The sequence below is a fragment of the Mesorhizobium erdmanii USDA 3471 genome (assembly GCF_000472705.1).
GTDB lineage: Bacteria > Pseudomonadota > Alphaproteobacteria > Rhizobiales > Rhizobiaceae > Mesorhizobium > Mesorhizobium erdmanii.
On the sequence record NZ_KI421455.1, the window covers coordinates 290,064 to 310,157 of the forward strand.

General features: G+C 63.8%; 13 protein-coding genes and 1 pseudogene. 12 read left to right on the forward strand and 2 right to left on the reverse strand.

The genetic code is table 11. The features are described from left to right. Window positions 1-46: 46 nt before the first annotated feature. A complete protein-coding gene (locus tag A3AU_RS0134135; protein WP_027056859.1) occupies window positions 47-2,374 on the forward strand; it encodes a Tex family protein in 2,328 nt (775 codons plus the stop codon). Here the strand turns inward: A3AU_RS0134135 and A3AU_RS0134140 are convergent, their stop codons facing one another. Next, window positions 2,375-3,286: a LysR family transcriptional regulator gene (locus tag A3AU_RS0134140; RefSeq protein WP_027056860.1), complete on the reverse strand. Its 912-nt coding sequence runs from the start codon at window positions 3,284-3,286 to the stop codon at window positions 2,375-2,377. It lies immediately after the preceding gene. 103 nt (window positions 3,287-3,389) lie between these two features. On the opposite strand from A3AU_RS0134140, the gene A3AU_RS0134145 reads away from it, so the two are divergent. The 11 genes and pseudogenes from A3AU_RS0134145 to amaB all read left to right on the forward strand — a co-directional run bounded on the left by A3AU_RS0134145 (window position 3,390) and on the right by amaB (window position 18,900). After that, a complete protein-coding gene (locus A3AU_RS0134145; RefSeq protein ID WP_027056861.1) occupies window positions 3,390-4,586 on the forward strand; it encodes an acyl-CoA dehydrogenase in 1,197 nt (398 codons plus the stop codon). A gap of 275 nt (window positions 4,587-4,861) precedes the next feature. Then, a complete protein-coding gene (locus A3AU_RS0134150) occupies window positions 4,862-8,221 on the forward strand; it encodes a transglutaminase family protein (RefSeq protein WP_027056862.1) in 3,360 nt (1,119 codons plus the stop codon). Between the two features lie 6 nt (window positions 8,222-8,227). Continuing rightward, window positions 8,228-10,639, forward strand: a complete 2,412-nt coding sequence (locus A3AU_RS0134155) for a circularly permuted type 2 ATP-grasp protein (protein WP_027056863.1) — start codon at window positions 8,228-8,230, stop codon at window positions 10,637-10,639. Window positions 10,640-10,705: 66 nt separating this feature from the next. Then, window positions 10,706-11,590, forward strand: coding sequence for a transglutaminase family protein (locus A3AU_RS0134160; protein WP_027056864.1), 885 nt, complete (start codon window positions 10,706-10,708; stop codon window positions 11,588-11,590). 147 nt (window positions 11,591-11,737) lie between these two features. Further along, complete coding sequence (locus A3AU_RS0134165) at window positions 11,738-12,676, forward strand: glycosyltransferase family 2 protein (RefSeq protein WP_027056865.1); 939 nt, start codon at window positions 11,738-11,740, stop codon at window positions 12,674-12,676. Further along, window positions 12,673-13,557, forward strand: a complete 885-nt coding sequence (locus A3AU_RS0134170; protein WP_027056866.1) for a glycosyltransferase family 2 protein — start codon at window positions 12,673-12,675, stop codon at window positions 13,555-13,557. Before A3AU_RS0134165 ends, A3AU_RS0134170 begins: the two co-directional genes overlap by 4 nt. Then, window positions 13,547-14,290: a glycosyltransferase family protein gene (locus tag A3AU_RS1000000139440; protein WP_154674726.1), complete on the forward strand. Its 744-nt coding sequence runs from the start codon at window positions 13,547-13,549 to the stop codon at window positions 14,288-14,290. Before A3AU_RS0134170 ends, A3AU_RS1000000139440 begins: the two co-directional genes overlap by 11 nt. Before the next feature lie 75 nt (window positions 14,291-14,365). After that, window positions 14,366-15,443: pseudogene (locus A3AU_RS1000000137175) on the forward strand (DNA topoisomerase IB). A gap of 98 nt (window positions 15,444-15,541) precedes the next feature. Continuing rightward, the gene (locus A3AU_RS0134195) at window positions 15,542-15,916 is read left to right on the forward strand and encodes a YciI family protein (protein WP_027056869.1); all 375 of its coding nucleotides are present in this window, start codon (window positions 15,542-15,544) and stop codon (window positions 15,914-15,916) included. Continuing rightward, the gene (locus A3AU_RS0134200) at window positions 15,913-17,187 is read left to right on the forward strand and encodes an RNA polymerase sigma factor (protein WP_027056870.1); all 1,275 of its coding nucleotides are present in this window, start codon (window positions 15,913-15,915) and stop codon (window positions 17,185-17,187) included. Before A3AU_RS0134195 ends, A3AU_RS0134200 begins: the two co-directional genes overlap by 4 nt. A gap of 198 nt (window positions 17,188-17,385) precedes the next feature. Then, window positions 17,386-18,900 (forward strand): L-piperidine-6-carboxylate dehydrogenase, encoded by a 1,515-nt coding sequence (gene amaB / locus A3AU_RS0134205; RefSeq protein WP_027056871.1) that lies wholly within the window; start codon window positions 17,386-17,388, stop codon window positions 18,898-18,900. Between the two features lie 240 nt (window positions 18,901-19,140). On the opposite strand, the gene A3AU_RS0134215 is transcribed toward amaB, so the two are convergent. Beyond that, window positions 19,141-20,007, reverse strand: a complete 867-nt coding sequence (locus A3AU_RS0134215; protein WP_027056872.1) for a hypothetical protein — start codon at window positions 20,005-20,007, stop codon at window positions 19,141-19,143. Window positions 20,008-20,094 lie beyond the last annotated feature (87 nt).

The window sequence follows — 20,094 nt, forward strand, 5'->3', positions numbered from 1 at the left end:
CATCTGCGCCTATGGTCGCCGCTCTTTTGGTGACGATAGGAACGACATGGCATCTGATATCAAGCGCATCGCCGCCATCATCGCGACCGAGATCAAGGCGCGGCCGGAACAGGCGGCCGCGGCGATCGAACTGCTCGACGAGGGCGCGACGGTGCCGTTCGTGGCCCGCTACCGCAAGGAAGTGACCGGCGGGCTCGACGACACACAGCTGCGCGACCTTGCCGAGCGGCTCGCCTATCTGCGCGAACTCGATGCGCGCCGCGACACCATCCTTGGTTCCATCCGCGAGCAGGGCAAGCTGACCACCGAACTCGAGGGCAAGATCGCCGCCGCCGCCACGAAGGCGGAACTGGAGGACATCTACCTGCCCTACAAGCCCAAGCGCCGCACCAAGGCCGAGATCGCCCGTGAGCGCGGGCTCGGGCCGCTGGCGGAGGCCATTCTTGCGAACCGGTCGCTGGTGCCCGCCGAGGCGGCGCTGGCCTATGTCACTGAGGAAGTGGCCGATACCAAGGCGGCGCTTGAGGGCGCCCGCGACATCCTGTCGGAACAGTTTGCCGAGAATGCCGACCTGGTCGGCAAATTGCGGACTTATATGAAGGACCGCGCCTTCATGCGCGCCCGGGTGGTCGACGGCAAGCAGGAGGCCGGGGCCAAATTCTCCGACTATTTCGACCATGTCGAGCGCTGGGCCACTGTGCCAAGCCACCGTGCATTGGCCATGCTGCGAGGCCGCAACGAGGAGGTGCTGTCGCTCGACATCGAGGTCGATGCCGATGACACCTCACCGGTGAAGCCGGTCGAGCGAATGATCGCCAACGCCTATGCCATCGGCGCCAGCCTGCCGGGCGACCGCTGGCTGATGGACGTCGCCGGCTGGACCTGGCGCATCAAGCTTTCGCTGCACTTGACGCTCGATCTGATGCGCGATCTGCGCGAGCGGGCCGAGGAAGAGGCGATCCACGTCTTTGCCCGCAACCTCAAGGATCTGCTGCTTGCAGCGCCCGCCGGCTCGCGGCCGACCATGGGGCTCGACCCTGGTATCCGCACCGGCGTCAAGGTGGCGATCGTCGACGGCACCGGCAAGCTGGTGGCGACGACGACGGTCTATCCGTTCCCGCCGAAGAATGATGTACGCGGCACGCAGGCGGAACTCGCCAGGCTCATCCGCCAGCACAAGGTGGAGCTGATTTCGATCGGCAACGGCACCGGTAGCCGTGAAACCGAAAAGCTGGTGGCGGACATGCTGTCCGATATGCCTTCCGACGGTGGGCCGAAACCGCTCAAGGTGATTGTCAGCGAGGCCGGCGCTTCGGTCTATTCGGCGTCGGCGACGGCAGCGGCGGAATTCCCCGGTCTCGACGTGTCGCTGCGCGGCGCGGTGTCGATCGCTCGGCGTCTGCAGGATCCGCTGGCCGAACTGGTCAAGATCGAACCGAAATCGATCGGCGTCGGCCAGTATCAGCACGATGTCGACCAGTACCGGCTCGGCCGCTCGCTGGAAGCGGTGGTTGAGGATGCCGTCAATGCGGTCGGCGTCGATCTCAACACCGCTTCGGCGCCGCTGCTGGCGCGCGTCTCGGGCCTTGGCGCGTCGCTGGCCGACGCCATCGTCGCGCATCGCGACGCGACCGGGCCTTTCGCCAGCCGCAAGGACCTGTTGAAGGTGTCCCGCCTTGGACCACGTGCATTCGAACAATCCGCCGGCTTCCTGCGCATTGCCAATGGCAGCGAGCCGCTCGACGCCTCGTCGGTGCATCCGGAAGCCTATGGCGTGGCCAAGAAGATAGTCGCCGCCTGCGGCCGCGACGTGCGCTCGCTGATGGGTGACAGTGCCGCGCTCAAGGCGCTCGATCCGCGCGTCTTCGTTGACGAGCGTTTCGGCCTGCCGACGGTGCGCGACATTCTTGCCGAACTGGAAAAGCCCGGCCGCGATCCGCGTCCCGGCTTCAAGACGGCGACCTTCGCCGACGGCGTCGACGACATCAAGGATCTGAAGCCCGGCATGCTCCTGGAAGGCACCGTCACCAATGTCGCCGCTTTCGGCGCCTTCGTCGATATCGGCGTCCATCAGGATGGGCTGGTGCATGTCTCGCAACTGGCCGACCGCTTCATCAAGGACGCGCATGAGGTGGTCAAGGCGGGGGATGTGGTCAAGGTGCGCGTCGTCGACGTCGACATCAAGCGCAAGCGCATCGCGCTTTCCATGCGCAAGGACGGCGGCGAGGGCGGTGCCTCGAAAGGCGGGCCGCGCGACAATGGCGGCGGCAGGCCGGCGCCACGCTCGCCAGCGCCGCAACGCCCGCCGGAGCGCCCGGCGGCCCAGCAAGGCGCGTTCGGCGCGGCCTTGGCGGACGCGCTGAAGCGGAAGTAGCTACCAAGCAAGGACCGCAGGGTCCTTCTCAACATGGCCAAGCAGCCAGTCTCGAAAACTGGCGACGGGCGGATGGCCGCGCTTGTCGTGCGGGACGACGAGATAATAGGCGCTGCGGCTTTGCATCGGCTGGCCGGGCGCCGGTACAAGCTGGCCGCGTTGCAATTCGCCGGCGATCAGGAGCAGCGGCAACAGCGCCACGCCGAGCCCGGCCATGCAGGCCTGGGCGGCGGTGCCGAATTGTTCGAACTGCATGCCCGGTCCGGTTGGCGCGCTGAGGCCCTGATGCTCAAACCATTCGGTCCAGGCGCCAGGGCGCGTCGCCATGTGCAGCAGGGGCAGGCGGCCGATATCGGCAGGGGTGGCGATGGCGCGGTCGGCGAGGAATGCCGGCGACACCACCGGCGCCACGGTTTCGCGAACAAGAAGCGTCGAGTCCGCTTCCGGCCAGTCCGGCAAGCCGTAATGGATGGCCGCGTCCAGCCGCTCCCTGGCGAAGTCGAAGCGGCCGACACGGGTGACGAAGTTTATGGTGATATCGGGATTGTTTTCGACGAAGTCGGGGATCATCGGCATCAGCCAACGTGTGCCGAAGGTCGGCAGTATGGCCAGGTTCAGGATGCCACCATGTTGATTGCTCATCAATCCAAGGGCTGCATCACGCAATTGGCCAAGTGCCGAACGCACCGCTTCGGCATAAATTTCTCCTGCCGTTGACAGCCGGACGTTGCGGCTGTCGCGCTCGAACAATCGGCGCCCGAATTGGTCTTCCAAGGCGCTGATCTGCCGGCTGACGGCGCCCTGGGTCAGATCCAGTTCCTGGGCGGCTGCGGTGAAAGACCCAAGGCGAGCCACCGCCTCGAAGGCGGCGAGGGCGCTGATGTTGGGCAGGAGGCGGCGCTGGACACTCATGATCTATTCCTAACGCTCATTGATCGGTGAAGCAATTTCGTTTGATTTTTTCAGGCTGGAGGCCGATAAGCCGGGCTTCACCCGTTTTCGAGGACCAGAAGCCATGGCCGCCGACAAGAATGCATTCGTCTGGGAAGATCCGTTCCTGATCGAGGACCAGCTTTCGGAAGACGAGCGCATGGTGCGAGACGGTGCGGCGGCCTTCGCCGCCGACAAGCTCGCGCCGCGCATCGAGGAGGCCTATCTCAACGAGACCTTCGACACGGCGATCTTTCGCGAAATGGGCGAGGCCGGACTGCTCGGCATCAACATTCCGGAAGAGTTCGGCGGGCTCGGCGCCAGCTATGTGACTTACGGGCTGGTGGCGCGGGAAGTCGAGCGCGTCGATTCCGGCTACCGCTCGATGATGTCGGTGCAGTCGTCGCTGGTGATGTATCCGATCCATGCCTATGGCTCGGACGAACAGCGCAAGAAGTATCTGCCCAAGCTCGCCAGCGGCGAGTGGATCGGCTGTTTCGGCCTGACCGAGCCGGATGCCGGCTCCGACCCGGGCGGCATGAAGACCCGCGCGGAAAAGATCGCCAAGGGCTACAAGCTCTCCGGCTCCAAGATGTGGATTTCCAACGCGCCGGTCGCCGACGTGTTCGTGGTCTGGGCGAAGCTGAAGGGCGACAACGGCAAGGACGAGATCCGCGGCTTCGTGCTCGAAAAGGGCATGAAGGGGCTGTCGGCGCCGAAGATCGGTGGCAAGCTGTCGCTGCGGGCGTCGATCACCGGCGAAGTGGTGATGGAAGGCGTCGAGGTCGGCGAGGACGCGCTGCTGCCCAACGCCAAGGGCCTTGGTGGTCCGTTCGGCTGCCTCAACCGGGCTCGCTACGGCATTTCCTGGGGCTCGATGGGCGCGGCTGAGGATTGCTGGCATCGCGCCCGCCAGTACGGCCTCGACCGCAAGCAGTTCGGCAAGCCGCTGGCCGGCACGCAACTCTACCAGAAGAAGCTCGCCGACATGCAGACCGAGATCGCGCTTGGGCTGCAGGCATCGTTGCGCGTCGGGCGCTTGCTCGATGAAGGCAAGATGGCGCCGGAAATGATCTCGATCGTCAAGCGCAACAATTGCGGCAAGGCGCTCGACATCGCCCGCCAGGCCCGCGACATGCATGGCGGCAACGGCATCCAGATCGGATACCACGTCATGCGCCACGCCCAGAATCTGGAGACCGTCAACACCTATGAGGGCACGCATGACGTGCATGCTCTGATCCTGGGAAGGGCGCAGACGGGTATCCAGGCATTCTTCTGAGCTGCGCCGATATCCAGATGAGGCCGGCCTGCAAATGGCTGATACCTCCGCTTCCCTGATCCTACTGCGTGGCCGCAGTAGGATCGACCTCACGTACGAAAGTACGCTCCGGTCCGGTTCTCGGTATCAACCATTTTCGACTCGGCCTGACCTGAATCTAGACACAGCTTAGCCGGCAGCGCTGCTTAAATTAGGTGCACCGCAACATCTGTGCTTGGAGAATGCCCGGGACTTGTGTCAGGGTTCGGCCAGTTAAACGCGATCCCCGGGGCCCCATGGCAATTCTGGCAGCCGTCTACCATCTGACCCATTACAAATACGACCGGCCGGTGGTGCTCGGGCCTCAGATCATCAGGCTGCAGCCGGCGCCGCATTCCCGAACCAAGGTGCTCAGCCATTCGCTCAAGGTCCAACCGGCGAACCACTTCGTCAATTTGCAGCAGGACCCCTACGGCAATTTCCTTGCCCGTTTCGTGTTTCCGGAGCCGGTAAGCGAACTGAAGATCGAGGTCGACCTCGTCGCCGACATGACAGTCTATAATCCGTTCGATTTTTTCGTCGAACCGTCGGCCGAGACATTTCCGTTCGAGTATCCGGAAGAGATCAGGGATGATCTCGCCATCTACCGGACACCGGAGCCGGCGGGGCCGCTGCTCTCGGCGTTTCTGAAAACCATCGACCGTAGCGCGCCCAACACCGTCAATTTCCTCGTCGACCTCAATGCGCGTCTGCAACGCGAGATCGCCTATATCGTGCGCATGGAGACCGGCGTGTTTTCGCCGGAGGAAACTTTGGCGGCCGGCAAGGGCTCGTGCCGGGATTCGAGCTGGCTGCTGGTGCAGATCCTGCGCAATCTCGGCATCGCCGCGCGCTTCGTCTCCGGCTATCTGATCCAGCTCAAACCGGACCTCGTCGCGCTGGATGGGCCAGCCGGGACATCGGTCGATTTCACCGACCTGCATGCCTGGTGCGAGGTTTATCTGCCCGGCGCGGGCTGGATCGGTTTCGACCCGACCTCGGGCCTCTTGACCGGCGAAAGCCATGTGCCGCTGGCAGCGACGCCGCATTTCCGCAACGCGGCACCGATTTCCGGCATGGCAAGCTTTGCCAATGTCGAATTCGGCTTCGACATGCGGGTCGACCGCATTGCCGAGCATCCGCGCATCACCAAACCATTCTCGGATGAAAGCTGGCAGGCGCTCGACGCGCTCGGCAACAAGGTCGATGCAGCACTTGGCGAAGGCGACGTGCGGCTGACGATGGGCGGCGAGCCAACCTTCGTGTCGATCGACGATTTCGAGTCCGCCGAATGGAACACCGCCGCCGTCGGCCCGACCAAGCGCGAAAAGGCCGATGCGCTGATCCGCCGGCTGCGCGAGCGTTTCGCACCGGGCGGCTTTCTCCACTACGGCCAGGGCAAGTGGTATCCGGGCGAAAGCCTGCCACGCTGGACCTTCTCGCTCTACTGGCGGACCGACGGCCAGCCGGTGTGGAGCGATCCGTCGCTGATCGCCCGCGAAAAGAGTTCGGCCGATATCGGTCCGAAACAGGCCGAAAGCCTGCTCACCGCGATTGCCGGTGAACTCGGTATCGACCAGGCCATGGTCAGCGAAGCCTATGAGGATCCGGCCGAATGGTTGCTCAAGGAAGGCAAGCTGCCTGAAAATGTCGATCCGTCCAATTCGAAGCTGGAAGACCCGGAAGAACGCAGCCGCATGGCGAAAGTGTTCGAACGCGGTCTGACCAAGCCATCTGGCTATGTGCTGCCGGTGCAGCGCTGGAACAGCCAGGCGTCGGGGCCGCGCTGGCGCTCGGAAAAGTGGAAAACGCGGCGCGGCCGGCTGTTTCTCGTCCCTGGCGATTCACCGGTTGGCTATCGCTTGCCACTCGGAACGCTGCCCCATGTGCCGCCGGCGCAGTATCCCTATATCGTGCCGGTCGATCCGTCGTTGCCGCGTGGGGCGCTGCCGACGCGTGAAGCTATCCTGCCCACAGCGGCTCCGGCCGAGCTCGAAGGCGCCGACGAAATGGCAAGGCGCCAGCATGCGGCCTCGTTCACGGCGGCCACCGGTCAGCAGGATCGGGTCGAGCAGGAGATCACCGAGATCGGCGGCGCCGTGCGCACCGCGCTTTCGGTCGAGCCGCGCGATGGGCGGCTGTGCGTGTTCATGCCGCCGGTCGAGGCGCTTGAAGATTATCTCGAACTGGTCGCCGCCGCCGAGAATGCGGCAAGGGCCATCGGCCTGCCCGTGCACATAGAGGGCTATGGTCCGCCGCACGATCCGCGCCTCAATGTCATCCGCGTCGCGCCCGACCCCGGGGTCATCGAGGTCAACATCCATCCGGCGTCGAATTGGCAGGATTGCGTGGCGACGACCACGGCGATCTATGAGGAGGCGCGGCGGACGCGGCTTGGCGCCGACAAGTTCATGATCGATGGCCGCCACACCGGCACCGGCGGCGGCAACCATGTCGTGGTCGGCGGCGCGACGCCCAATGACAGCCCGTTCCTGCGCCGGCCCGATCTGTTGAAGAGCCTGGTGCTGCAATGGCAGCGGCATCCCTCGCTGTCCTATCTGTTCTCGGGCCTGTTCATCGGCCCGACCAGCCAGGCGCCGCGCTTCGACGAGGCGCGTCACGATTCGCTCTATGAGCTTGAGATCGCGATGGCGCAGGTGCCGCACCCAGATCAAGGCAACGCCCCTTTGCCTTGGCTGGTCGACCGGCTGTTCCGCAATCTTTTGACCGACGTCACCGGCAATACGCATCGCTCGGAAATCTGCATCGACAAGCTGTTCTCGCCGGATGGGCCGACCGGTCGGTTGGGACTGGTCGAGTTCCGTGGTTTCGAGATGCCGCCCAATGCGCGCATGAGCCTGGCGCAGCAATTGCTGGTCAGGGCGATCATTGCCCGCGCGTGGAAGAACCCGCTCGACGGCCGTTTCGTGCGCTGGGGCACCTCGTTGCATGACCGCTTCATGCTGCCGCATCATGTCTGGGCCGATTTTCTCGACGTGCTCGATGACCTCAAGCTCAACGGCTTCGAATTCCGGCCCGAATGGTTCGACGCCCAGCTCGAATTCCGCTTTCCCTTCTGCGGCGAGGTCCAGCACGCCGGCATCAAGCTGGAGCTGCGGCAGGCGCTGGAGCCGTGGCATGTCATGGGCGAGCAGGGCGCGATCGGCGGCACCGTTCGCTTCGTCGATTCCTCGGTCGAGCGGCTGCAGGTCAAGACCGAAGGTCTCAATCCCGAGCGCCATGCCATCGTCTGCAACGGCCGCATCGTACCGATGAAGGTGACGGACAACCGTGAGGTGGCGGTGGCCGGTGTGCGCTTCAAGGCCTGGCAGCCGGCTTCGGGCCTGCATCCGGCGCTGCCGGTCAACACGCCGCTGGTCTTCGACATCTATGACCGCTGGTCAGGCCGGGCGGTCGGCGGCTGCGTCTACCATGTCGCGCATCCCGGTGGGCGCAACTACGATACCTTCCCGGTGAACGGCAACGAGGCGGAAGCGCGACGGCTCGCCCGCTTCGAACCGCGCGGCCACACACCATCGGGCTATGTGCTGCGCGAGGAACAGCCGGGGGAAGATTTCCCGATGACCCTTGACCTTCGGCGCCCGCCCAGACTGTGATCGGACATGGCAAAGGGGAATCACAAAAGGGTACGCGGCAAGCCGCAGGTCCACAGCCTGCTGGAGCACTACCGGCCGATCGACGGTGTCGTCGACGAGATGGTCGACGCCGCCGGCAATCCCCGCCCGGTCTGGAAGCATTTCATCGAGGCGCTCGACGAACTGGGGCCTGAAAAGCTCGGCCAGCGCTTTGCTCGCGCCGACCAGTATCTGCGCGATGCCGGCGTCTACTACCGGGTCTATGACAAGGCCGGCGCCAATGAGCGCGAATGGCCACTGGCGCATGTGCCGCTGCTCATAGAAGACGCCGAATGGGCCGCGATCAGTGCCGGGCTCGTCCAGCGCGCCGAGCTGTTCGAGGAAACCATCGCCGATATCTATGGGCCGAACCGGCTCATCGAAAAAGGCATCTTGCCGGCGGGATTGATCGCGGCCAGCCCCGAATATTTGCGGCCTGTCGTGGGCACCACGCCGGCTGGCGGCCATTATCTGCATTTCTGCGCATTCGAACTTGGCCGTGGGCCGGACGGCCAGTGGTGGGTGCTGGGTGACCGCACTCAGGCGCCATCGGGGGCCGGCTTCGCGCTGGAAAACCGCGTCGCCACCACGCGCGCATTGTCCGACATCTATGGCGAAATGCATGTGCACCGGCTCGCCGGCTTCTTCCGCCGTTTCCGTGATGCGCTGATCGGCATGGCCCGGGAAAGCGACGGCCGCGTCGCCATATTGACGCCGGGGCCACTCAACGAAACCTACTACGAGCACGCCTACATCGCCCGCTATCTCGGCATCATGCTGCTGGAAGGCGAGGATCTGACCGTCTCCGGCGGCAGGCTGATGGTGCGCACCGTTTCCGGCCTGATGCCGATCAGCGTGCTGTGGCGGCGCCTCGACGCCGCCTTCGCCGATCCACTCGAATTGCGCTCGGATTCGCAGATCGGCACGCCGGGGCTGGTCGAGGCGATCCGGCAAGGGGCGGTTTCGACGGTCAATGCATTGGGCTCCGGCCTGATGGAAACGCGGGCGCTGCTTGCCTTCCTGCCCAAGATTTCACGCGCCTTGCGTGGCGAGGAGTTGTTGCTGCCGAGTGTCGCGACATGGTGGTGCGGGCAAGCGGCCGAACGCGCCCATGTGCTTGCCAATATCGACCGCATGGTGATCGGCCCGGCGCTGTCGACCAGGCTTGCCTTCGAGGATGATGGCCAGACCACGCTCGGTTCGGCGCTGTCGGCCGGAGAGCGGGCGGAACTGGTGGCGCGCATCGAAGAGGACGGCGACGCCTTCGTCGGCCAGGAAGCGGTGACGCTGTCGACGACACCCGTCTATGCCGGCGGCTGGCTGGAGCCGCGGCCGGCAAGCCTGCGCGTCTATCTGGCGCGCACGCCCGAGGGCTGGACGGTGATGCCGGGCGGCTTTGCCCGCGTCGGCCTCTCGCTCGACCCGACGGCGCTCGCCATGCAGCGCGGCGGCCATGCGGCCGACGTCTGGGTGGTCAGCGACCGGCCGGTGGAACGCGAGACGCTGCTGCCGCAAGAGGGCGACAGTTTCACCCGCACCAGGCCGGGCAGCTTGCCCAGCCGCGCGGCGGAAAACCTGACCTGGCTCGGCCGTTATATCGAACGCTCGGAAGACACGGTGCGCATCCTGCGCGCCTATCACGTGCGGCTCGCCGAAACATCCGACCCCGACATGCCGCTGCTGGCCGACATCAGGGATTATCTCGAACCATTCGGCATCGATGTCGATACGGCGATCCCGCTGGGGCTGATCGGCACGCTCGACAGTGCCGTCTACAGTGCCGGCCAGATCCGCGACCGCTTCTCGCCCGATGGCTGGCTGGCGCTCAAGGACCTGTCGAAGACTATCCATCAGTTTGCCACGACGGTGGCACCGGGCGACGATGCGACGCGGGCCATGACGGTGATCCTGCGCAAGCTCGCCGGTTTTTCCGGTCTGCTGCACGAGAATATGTACCGTTTCGCCGGCTGGCGGTTCCTCGAGATCGGCCGGCGGCTGGAGCGCGGCATCCAGATTGCCCGTACGCTTGCCCGCCTGACCCGCACCAAGGCGCCGGACGGCGCGCTCGACATGATACTCGAGATCGGCGACAGCGTCATGACCCACCGCCGCCAATATCCGGTGCAGGCCGGCCGGCGCACGGTGATCGATCTCCTGGCGCTCGATCCGCTCAATCCGCGCTCCATCCTGTTCCAGTTGGAAAGGCTGAAGGCGGAGATCGGGCTGCTGCCGTCGGTCGGCGGCGAGGGGCACATGTCGCCGGCGGCGAAGGAGATCCTGCAACTCAACACGGCCATCGCCATCAAGGAGCCTTCGGACATGACCGCAGAGGCGCTGGACGAACTCGCCTACGAAATCGGCGGCCTCTACAACAGCCTTTCCAAGGCCTATTTCGGCTAAGCAGGTTCCGCGAAAGTGTCGCGCGGTTTTGCGACAAGAACCTGCGACAAAACAAGAAAAGTAGGCATGCTTTACGACATCAGGCTTCACCTCCATTACGACTATGCGGCGGCGGCGGGCGGCGGCCGCCATCAGATCCGTGTGCTGCCGTCGACGATACCAGGGGTCCAGCGCGTGATCGCGGCATCCCTGTCTTTCGCACCGGCGCCCAACGAACGGTCGGATTTTTCCGATTTCTTCGGCAACAACGTCACCTCGATCGCCTTTCGCGATGCGCATGATGAACTCGACATAAGGATGAGCGCGCGCGTTTCGGTGTCGCGGCCCGAGCCGGGGCTCGACGTGTCGCCTGATATCGGGCGTCTGAGGCAGGAACTGGCCGCGGTGCGATCGCTGGCGTCCGCGTCCCCGCACCATTTTCTGGCGGGAAGCGCTCATTCCGGCCTCGACGGTGCGATCACCTACTATGCGCTGGACAGCGTCGGCACCTCGGCAGCCGGGACGGCGATGAATTTGTGCAACCGCATCTATCGCGATTTCACCTATGACGGCGAGGCAACCACGGTGCGGACCCGCGCCAGCGTTGCCTTCAGGCTGAAGCGCGGCGTCTGCCAGGATTTTTCGCACATCATGATCGCCGGGCTGCGCGGGCTCGGCATTCCGGCCGGCTATGTCAGCGGCTTCCTGCGCACCATCCCGCCAAAGGGCAAGCCGCGGTTGGAAGGCGCCGATGCCATGCATGCCTGGGTCAAGGTCTGGTGCGGGCGTGACGCCGGCTGGCAGGAATTCGACCCGACCAACGGCATGCGAGCCAGCAACGACCATATAACCGTCGGCTACGGCCGCGACTATTCCGACGTGGCACCGATCGTTGGGGTGCTGAAAACCACCGGCGGACAGGTCGGCGAGCAAGCTGTCGACGTCATTCCGGTTGTATTGGAGAAGACGTGAAAGCGAGTCGAAATGCGCGAGGCGTTCCGCGGCTGCAATTCTGGAGAGCGAAGCGACTTCTCAAATGCGGAAGGGGCCGCTAATCTATAGTCGTTTCGAGGGACAGCCAATTGTACTGGTAGAACGCACGGACGCGGGGTCTTGTAATTGAAAGCGGTCAGCGTCGTCATTCCTGCTCACAATGCGGCGGCAACCATTGCGAGAACGCTGGCGTCGCTTGGCAGTGAAGCCGAGGTCATCGGCGAGGTCTTGCTGGTAGACGACGCGTCGACCGATAACACGGCTGATGTGACACGGGAGACGTCGGCGCAACTCGGACTGCCGTTGCGCGTTCTGCCGGCCGCTTGCCGCGATGCCGGAGGCGCCCGCAACGTCGCGCTGGCACAAGCGCTCCATCCCTGGGTGTACCTGATCGACGCCGACGATTTGCATCTCCAGGGCGGATTGCGCGCGCTGCTGCGGCAGGCGGAGAGCCAGCCGGAAGCCGGCATGATCGTTGGTGCCTACCGGCGACGGGTGAATGGCCAGGATCGGCAGATCAAAGTGCCCAATGGCTACCAAACAGGGTGCCTGGCCAATGCCTCGGCCTATGTTAAGGGCGATATCAGGTCAGTCGCCGTGGGCAGCGTGCTCGCATCCCGGCACCTGATCGGCGAGACGCGGTTTCCGGTCGGCCTTGCCTATGATGAGGACACGCTGTTCTGGGCACGGCTGATGAGCAAAGCATCTCTTGGCATGATCCCGCAGCCGGTCATGATCTACGAGGTTTCCGTTGAACGTTCCGACAATCGGTTCACGATCAATCCCGTGCGACGCTTCCTGGAGTGGCGCAAGGAATTGCGCAAACTCGTCGACAGCGATATCCCCGTCTCGGCGCTCAAGACCCGGGAAGGGCTCGTCGCCCTCAAAATCGCCCGTGTTCACTACGCTCGCGGGAACCTGGATATGGCCGCGCGCTTCCTGGCCGTGGCCGCCGCCGCGCCCAAGCGACCGTCGGATGCTTGGCGTTGTATGCGTTACAAGGCCAAAGTCTCCTGCTGGCGATGGTTTTCGGCGCCAAGAATCCCCTTGCAAAGTGCTTTATGACAGCCAAGCCGAATTTGGCGGTCGTTGTGATTGGCTATCGTGCGCCACCAAGCATGATCGGATCGGTGAGATCGCTCATCGATCAAGGCGTGGCTCTCGAGATATTGGTGGTCAACTCTGGCGGAGGCGACGCCAAGTCGCTTCTGTCTGAGGCGGGTTTGGATGTGCCGGTGATTGAAATTTCCCACCGGCTATTTGTCGGGGCAGCGCGCAATATCGGTATTGCCGCCACGAAGGCGCCATTTGTTGCATTTCTTGCGGATGATTGCCTCGCCTGCCCCGATTGGGCAGAGGCGCGGTTATCTCAGCATCTGTCCGGCGCCCCGATGGTGTCGAGCGCGATCTTGAACAGCCATCCTCAAAATCCATTTGCCTGTGCCGCATATCTTGCCTTGTTCGTCCGCCGGCTTCCTGGCCTGCCCGCGGAGCTTGCGCTTCGCTACGGTGTCTCCTTCGATCGCCGGTTGTTCGAAAAGTACGGCGTGTTCGACGAATCGATGCGGGTTGCCGAGGACACCGATTTTTTGAAGCGGCTGCCGCCGGAACTCGAGCCACTCTGGTACCCACGGGTCAAAACTATTCATCGCAACCAAACGTGCTTGCTTGGTTTGCTCGTCGACCAGTATCGGCGCGGCTATCGCACTGGCGCCTACTACACAGGGACGACCCCCTCCAAACCTCTTCGGCTTGCCCGCAATACTTTCAGCGATCGCCGTCAGGTTCGAAGATTGGTGCAGATTGGACTGTCTGGCGCGGAGCTGGCTTTCGCCAGGCGCTCGATGCCGATCGTGCTGTTGGCGTTGTTGGCGAAATCGCTCGGCGTTTATCGAGGCGCTCGCGCCCAGTTGAAAATGGCGGGGCGAGCCAAGAATGATCTCTAGCCACATCAAGCCAAGGCGCTGGCGACGCGGCAGACTGTTATGGACGCGCCAGCGAACAATTGCTGTCTTCAGCTATCGCTATGATGCGCATCTGGTTCCCGATCTGATTGCCAATCTGGATTCCGTTGTCGACGGCTGGATAGCCTTCGACGATCGTCAAGCGGAAGGCGTTTTCAGCAGCGAGACGCAGCGACGGCAATTGCTGCTCGAAGCCGCGAATGATGCGGGAGCCGATTGGATTCTGGCTGTCGACCCTGACGAGAGGCTGGAGCGCGCAGCGGCCGAGCGCATCGGGCAACTGACGGATCGCCGCCGAAGGACCGCATGGGGCTTCCGGTTCCGCGAGATGTATTCCTCAACGGATTACAGGGTTGACGGCCTGTGGGGTGACAAAATGCAACATCGCCTTTTCAGCGCTTACGATCCGATACACTACCAAGCAAAGGATCTGCATGGACTTTGGTACCCTGCGGACCTTGCGTTCAAGGAGCGAGATAGTGGTCTCAACCTGTACCATCTGAAGATGATCGAACCCAGGCGACGTCTCGGCCGACAGGCACTGTATCAGCATCTCGATCCCAATCATGAGATGCAGGATATCGGCTACGACTATTTAGCCGACGAAACCGATGCCCGGTTCGAGACCATTTCGCCGGGGCGTGATTACCAGCCGATCCATATCGATGATGGCGGGATGTGGATGGCCGACCTTGCGAGCGGCATCACGGAATAACGGCAATCCAGCAACTTCTTCGGAACCGGTGGCGTATCCGTTGCTTATCTTCGGATCGGATCTGGTGGAGACATCATGCTGGACAAGCCGAAGGCGAATTTTCGACGGTCATCCGCAGAGGAAGACAGCCTCGGCCGGCATGGGCACAGCTCGGCCCAACACGCCGCACTGACCTATGTCAGCGACGCCGAACCCGGCATACGCCGGCTGAAGGTCGGCAACGGGTTTTCCTACAAGCGACCGGACGGGAAAGCGGTCTCGGATGCCGCAAGGGCGCGCATCGAGGCGATCGTCATTCCGCCGGCCTGGACCGATGTCTGGATCTCGCCCGATGCCGATGGCCATATCCAGGCGACCGGTCGGGATCAACGGGGCCGCAAGCAGTATCGCTATCATCCGCAATGGGCCGAAGAACGCGACGGCGCCAAATATTCTAGCCTTGTCGCCTTTGCCGAAAGCCTGCCGGGCCTGCGGGGCATGATTGACAGCGATCTGCGCCGTCGCGGACTGCCGTTCGAGCGTGTCGTCGCCGCTCGACAACACGATGATCCGCGTCGGCAATGCCGCCTATGCGCGCGACAACAAGAGTTTTGGGCTGACGACGTTGCGAGACCGTCATGTCGATATCGTGGGCTCGAGCCTGCGCTTCGCCTTCAGGGGCAAATCCGGCAAGGAATGGAAATTGAAGCTGGTCGATCGCCGCATTGCCGGGATCGTGCGGGGGGCGCAGGAGCTGCCTGGCCAGAAGCTGTTCCAGTATCTGGACGAGGGCGGCAACAGGCGGCCTGTCCGTTCCGACGACGTCAATCGCTACATCAGGGACGCTGCCGGCGATGCGTTCAGCTCCAAGCATTTCCGCACGTGGGGCGGCACCATACATGCCGCGTCGCTGTTCGCGCGGACGGAGCTGCCGGAAAGCCAGGCACAGCAAAAGCGGGCGATGAACAGCGTCATCGACAAGGTCGCCGAGCGGCTGGGCAACACCCGTGCCGTCTGTCGCAAATGCTATATCCACCCGCGCGTTTTCGAGGCCTGGTCGCAGGGACGGCTGCTGGCCGAAATGGCGGAAGCCAACAAGCGCAAACGGTCGATAGACGGTCTCGATGACGAGGAAGTTCTCGTGCTGCGGTGGCTGCAGACGCACGAACGGTGACTGGCAGCAATTGGCGGTGTCCATCCGGATTTTTTTGTCGACGTCGTGTCGGGATCGGTCCTACTGTTTCGTCCTTTGACTGAGATAAAGGGCCAATCATGCTTTATGCCATCCTCTGCTATGCCTCCGAAGACGTCGTCAGCTCCTGGAACAAGGCGCAGGACGACGAAGTCATGGCCAATCTCCTCAACGTCCAGGACAAGTACGCCAAGGCCGGCCGGCTCGGTCCCGTGGCGCGGCTTTTGCCGACGACGGCAGCGACGACGCTGCGGAAGGTCAAGGGCGAGGCGATCGTCATCGACGGACCATTCGCCGAGACCAAGGAGCAGTTCCTCGGGTTCTACACGCTGGAATGCGCCGACCTCGACGAGGCAGTCGAATTCGCCCGTGAGCTCTCCGAGGTCAATCCGAGCGGCGGCTCCTATGAGATCCGGCCGGTCTCGGTGTTCAACCCCACCAAGGTGGCCGTATGACCGAACTTGCCTGGATCAGCTCGGCGATCAGCTCCGCCCGCCCGCAGGCGATGGGTGCGCTGCTGCGCTATTTCCGCGATCTCGACACGGCGGAGGAAGCTTTCCAGGATGCCTGCCTCAGGGCATTGAAGAACTGGCCGCAGAACGGGCCGCCGCGTGATCCGGCGGCATGGCTGATCTTTGTCGGCCGCAACAGCGGCATCGACGCGGTGCGCAAGCGTGCCAAGCAGGCGCCGATGCCGGAAGAGGACCAGATCTCCGATCTGGAAGATGCCGAGAGCGATATCGCCGAGCGGCTGGACGGCGCGCACTATCGCGACGACATATTGCGGCTTCTTTTCATCTGCTGCCACCCCGATTTGCCGGCAACGCAACAGATAGCGGTCGCGCTGCGCATCGTCTCCGGTCTCACCGTAAAGCAGATCGCGCGCGCCTTCCTGGTCGGCGAGAGCGCCATGGAGCAGCGCATCACCCGCGCCAAGGCGCGCATTGCCGATGCCGGCGTGCCGTTCGAGACGCCTGGCGCGGTCGAGCGCTCCGAACGGCTCGCCGCTGTCGCCGCCATGGTCTACCTGATCTTCAATGAAGGCTATTCGACCAACAGCGGCGAGGCCCCGGCCCGGGCGCCGCTGTGCGAGGAGGCGATCCGGCTCGCCCGGCTGTTGCTGCGGCTGTTCCAGACCGAGCCGGAGATCATGGGACTGACGGCGCTGCTTTTGCTGCAGCATGCCCGCGCACCGGCCCGTTTCGACGAGGACGGCGAGATCGTGCTGCTCGAGGACCAGGATCGCTCGATGTGGAGCCGCAAGATGATCGACGAGGGATTGGCGCTGGTCGACAAGGCGTTGCGCCATCGCAAGCCCGGCCCCTACCAGATCCAGGCCGCGATCGCCGCGCTGCATGCCCGGGCAGAGAAGGCCGAGGATACCGACTGGGTGGAGATCGACTTGCTGTACGGCCTGCTCGAACAGATGCAGCCGTCGCCGGTCATCACACTCAACCGCGCGGTGGCGGTGTCCAAGGTGCGCGGCCCGGAAGCCGCGCTTGCCATGATCGAGCCGCTGGAGCCTAGGCTTTCCGGCTATTTCCACTTCTTCGGCCTGAAGGGCGGGCTGCTTATGCAGCTCGACCGGGGCGAGGAGGCGCGGGTCGCCTTCGACCGCGCTATCGCTCTTGCCAACACGGCGGCGGAAGCGGCCCATATCCGCATGCATATCGACCGTTTGATGAAGGACGGTGCCGTGCGCACGCCGGCGAAAAAGGCCAACTGAGCCACGTTTGCCCCTATGGCCGTTCGTGTCGCCTGGATCAATCGTGTCATTTGGCCTTGGACCATGCCGGGGTGGCGATTTTCCCTTGAAACGAGTAAGGCCACGCCATGATTGTGCCTGAAGTGCCTTTTCGGCATGCGGGCGGCATGGCGAAGGTTTTGACCCGACGCCATATGATGGGATCTGAAAGGAACAAGAATGACCATAGCGAAGGAAACGGCCGAGCTTCTGGCGAAACTGGGTGTGGCCAAGGACGCGCTTGTCGGCGGCGACCTTATCGTGCGCAGCCCGGTGACGGGCGAAGAGATCGCGGCGCTGACAACGATCTCGCCGGCCGATGCGGCCAAGGCCATCGATACCGCTCACAAGGCGTTCCAGACCTGGCGGCTGGTGCCGGGCCCGAAGCGCGGCGAACTCGTGCGGCTTCTCGGCGAGGAGTTGCGTACGCACAAAGCCGAGCTTGGCCGGCTGGTGTCGATCGAGGTCGGCAAGATTCCGTCCGAAGGTCTGGGCGAAGTGCAGGAGATGATCGACATCTGTGATTTCGCCGTCGGTCTATCGCGGCAGTTGTATGGTCTGACCATCGCGACCGAGCGTCCGGGCCATCGCATGATGGAAACGTGGCATCCGCTCGGCGTCGTCGGCGTCATTTCGGCCTTCAACTTTCCGGTCGCGGTGTGGTCGTGGAACGCGGCGCTGGCGCTGGTCTGTGGCGACGCGGTGGTGTGGAAGCCGTCGGAGAAGACGCCGCTGACCGCGCTCGCCTGCGAGGCGATCTTCAAGCGCGCCGTGAAGCGTTTCGGCACTGACGCGCCGCAGGGCTTGGCGCCGGTGCTGATCGGCGATCGGGCCGTCGGCGAAATCCTGGTCGACCATCCCAAGGTGCCGCTGGTTTCGGCCACCGGCTCGACCCGCATGGGCCGGGATGTCGGGCCGCGGCTGGCCAAGCGCTTCGCTCGCGCCGTGTTGGAACTTGGCGGCAACAATGCCGGCATCGTCTGTCCGACAGCCGATCTCGACATGGCGCTGCGCGCCATTGCCTTTGGCGCCATGGGCACGGCCGGGCAGCGTTGCACGACGCTGCGGCGCCTGTTCGTGCATGAAAGCGTCTATGACGCGCTGCTGCCGCGGCTGAAGAAGGCCTATCAGAGCGTTTCGGTCGGCAATCCGCTCGAGACCTCTTCGCTGGTCGGGCCGCTGATCGACAAGGCCGCCTTCGACGCCATGCAGAAGGCCCTCAAGGAAGCCACCGCCCATGGCGGCAAGGTGACCGGCGGCGCGCGGGTCGAAAACGGCCACCCGGATGCCTATTATGTGCATCCGGCGCTGGTCGAGATGCCGCAGCAGGTTTCACCGGTGACCGAAGAGACCTTCGCGCCGATCCTCTATGTGATGAAATATTCGGATTTCGACGCTGTGCTCGACGAGCACAATGCGGTCGGTGCCGGCCTGTCCTCGTCGATCTTCACCCGCGACCTGCAGGAATCCGAGCGTTTCCTCGGTGTCGACGGTTCGGACTGCGGCATCGCCAATGTCAATATCGGCACTTCGGGGGCGGAAATCGGTGGTGCGTTCGGCGGCGAAAAGGAAACCGGCGGCGGCCGCGAGAGCGGCTCCGATGCCTGGAAGGCCTATATGCGCCGCGCCACCAACACGGTGAACTATTCCAAGGCCCTGCCGCTCGCCCAGGGCGTCTCGTTCGACATCGATTGAGAAGACCCAGGCTTACCAGGGGTCAGTGTCGATCAAGCTAAGCGAGCATCAATCGACACAGGCGGAAGGTGTAGACGCCGCCGTGATGCTGGACAGCTTCTGAGGCTTGTCCAGCGTCGGCTTTTCGTGGCGTCTCTTCATACGGGTCCTCGCCGATCATGGCGCCGCGCATGGTGGCCATTGGAGTGCTAACGGGCGTGACGGATTCGTGCATCCCCCGTGCGGGGGATGCCGCACCCCTCAACGGCCTGCCGTCGAGCCAAAGGCTTCGGCGAAGGCGGCGTCGATGATGGCCAGCTTCACTGCCTGGGCGGTGATGTATTCCTGATGGAAATCGCGCGACACCCACATCACCGAATTGCCGCGCTGGCCGAGCCAGCCTACACTGCCGAGGTTCTCGGCATCGCGCAGCTTGCGCGCGAGGTGCGTTCGCGACAATTTCAGCCAATTGGCGAAATCGCCGATCGAGACGATGCCGGTCGGGATCCGATCGCGGTCGGCATGGTCGGGATCGACGCCTGAGAACAGCCAGTCCATGACGACGCCGCCATTGTTGAGCCAGGTAAACAGCGAAAAGGTCTGTTTGGGCTCGCGCACCGGATGGGACGAGAGCAAGCCATCGGCAATCCCAGGCTGCACCCTGGCGAGTGCGTCCGGCCGTGCCAGGAACCGGGCCACGCGGTCCGCACCGTCGAGACTGTCCAGTGTGTGCAGATGTGCCAACAGCCACAGGGTAACCGGCTCCAGCGAGGCCAGCGGCGGCCGCAGCGGGCGGATGCGGCCGTCCTGTGGCGCGGGCACATACTCGATGAAACCGTAGTGCAGCATCTCCTTGATGAAGGCGTCGGCCGTGTTGCGGCTGGCCACGGAATGCTGGCCGATCACATCGATGAAACGCGCCGCCGTCAGCTCCTTGCGATAGTCGTCTGGCTCTCGCCTGAAATGCAGTGCGAGACCGATATGGGCCATCAGCCAGCGTTGCTGCGTGGCGAACACCGAGGAAAGCCGCGGGTTCGTCTCGTAGGTCCGGTTCATCGCCTGCGCCTGGACGCGGACACAGCGATGCAATGCCGGATGGCCGGCAATATCCTCCAATGTGAGCGTCATTCTCCCCCGCTGCGATAAGCCCCCTTGTCGCGACGACGCAGGGACACATTTTCAGCCTTCGGCGCCCATGTCCAGATGCCGCGGTCA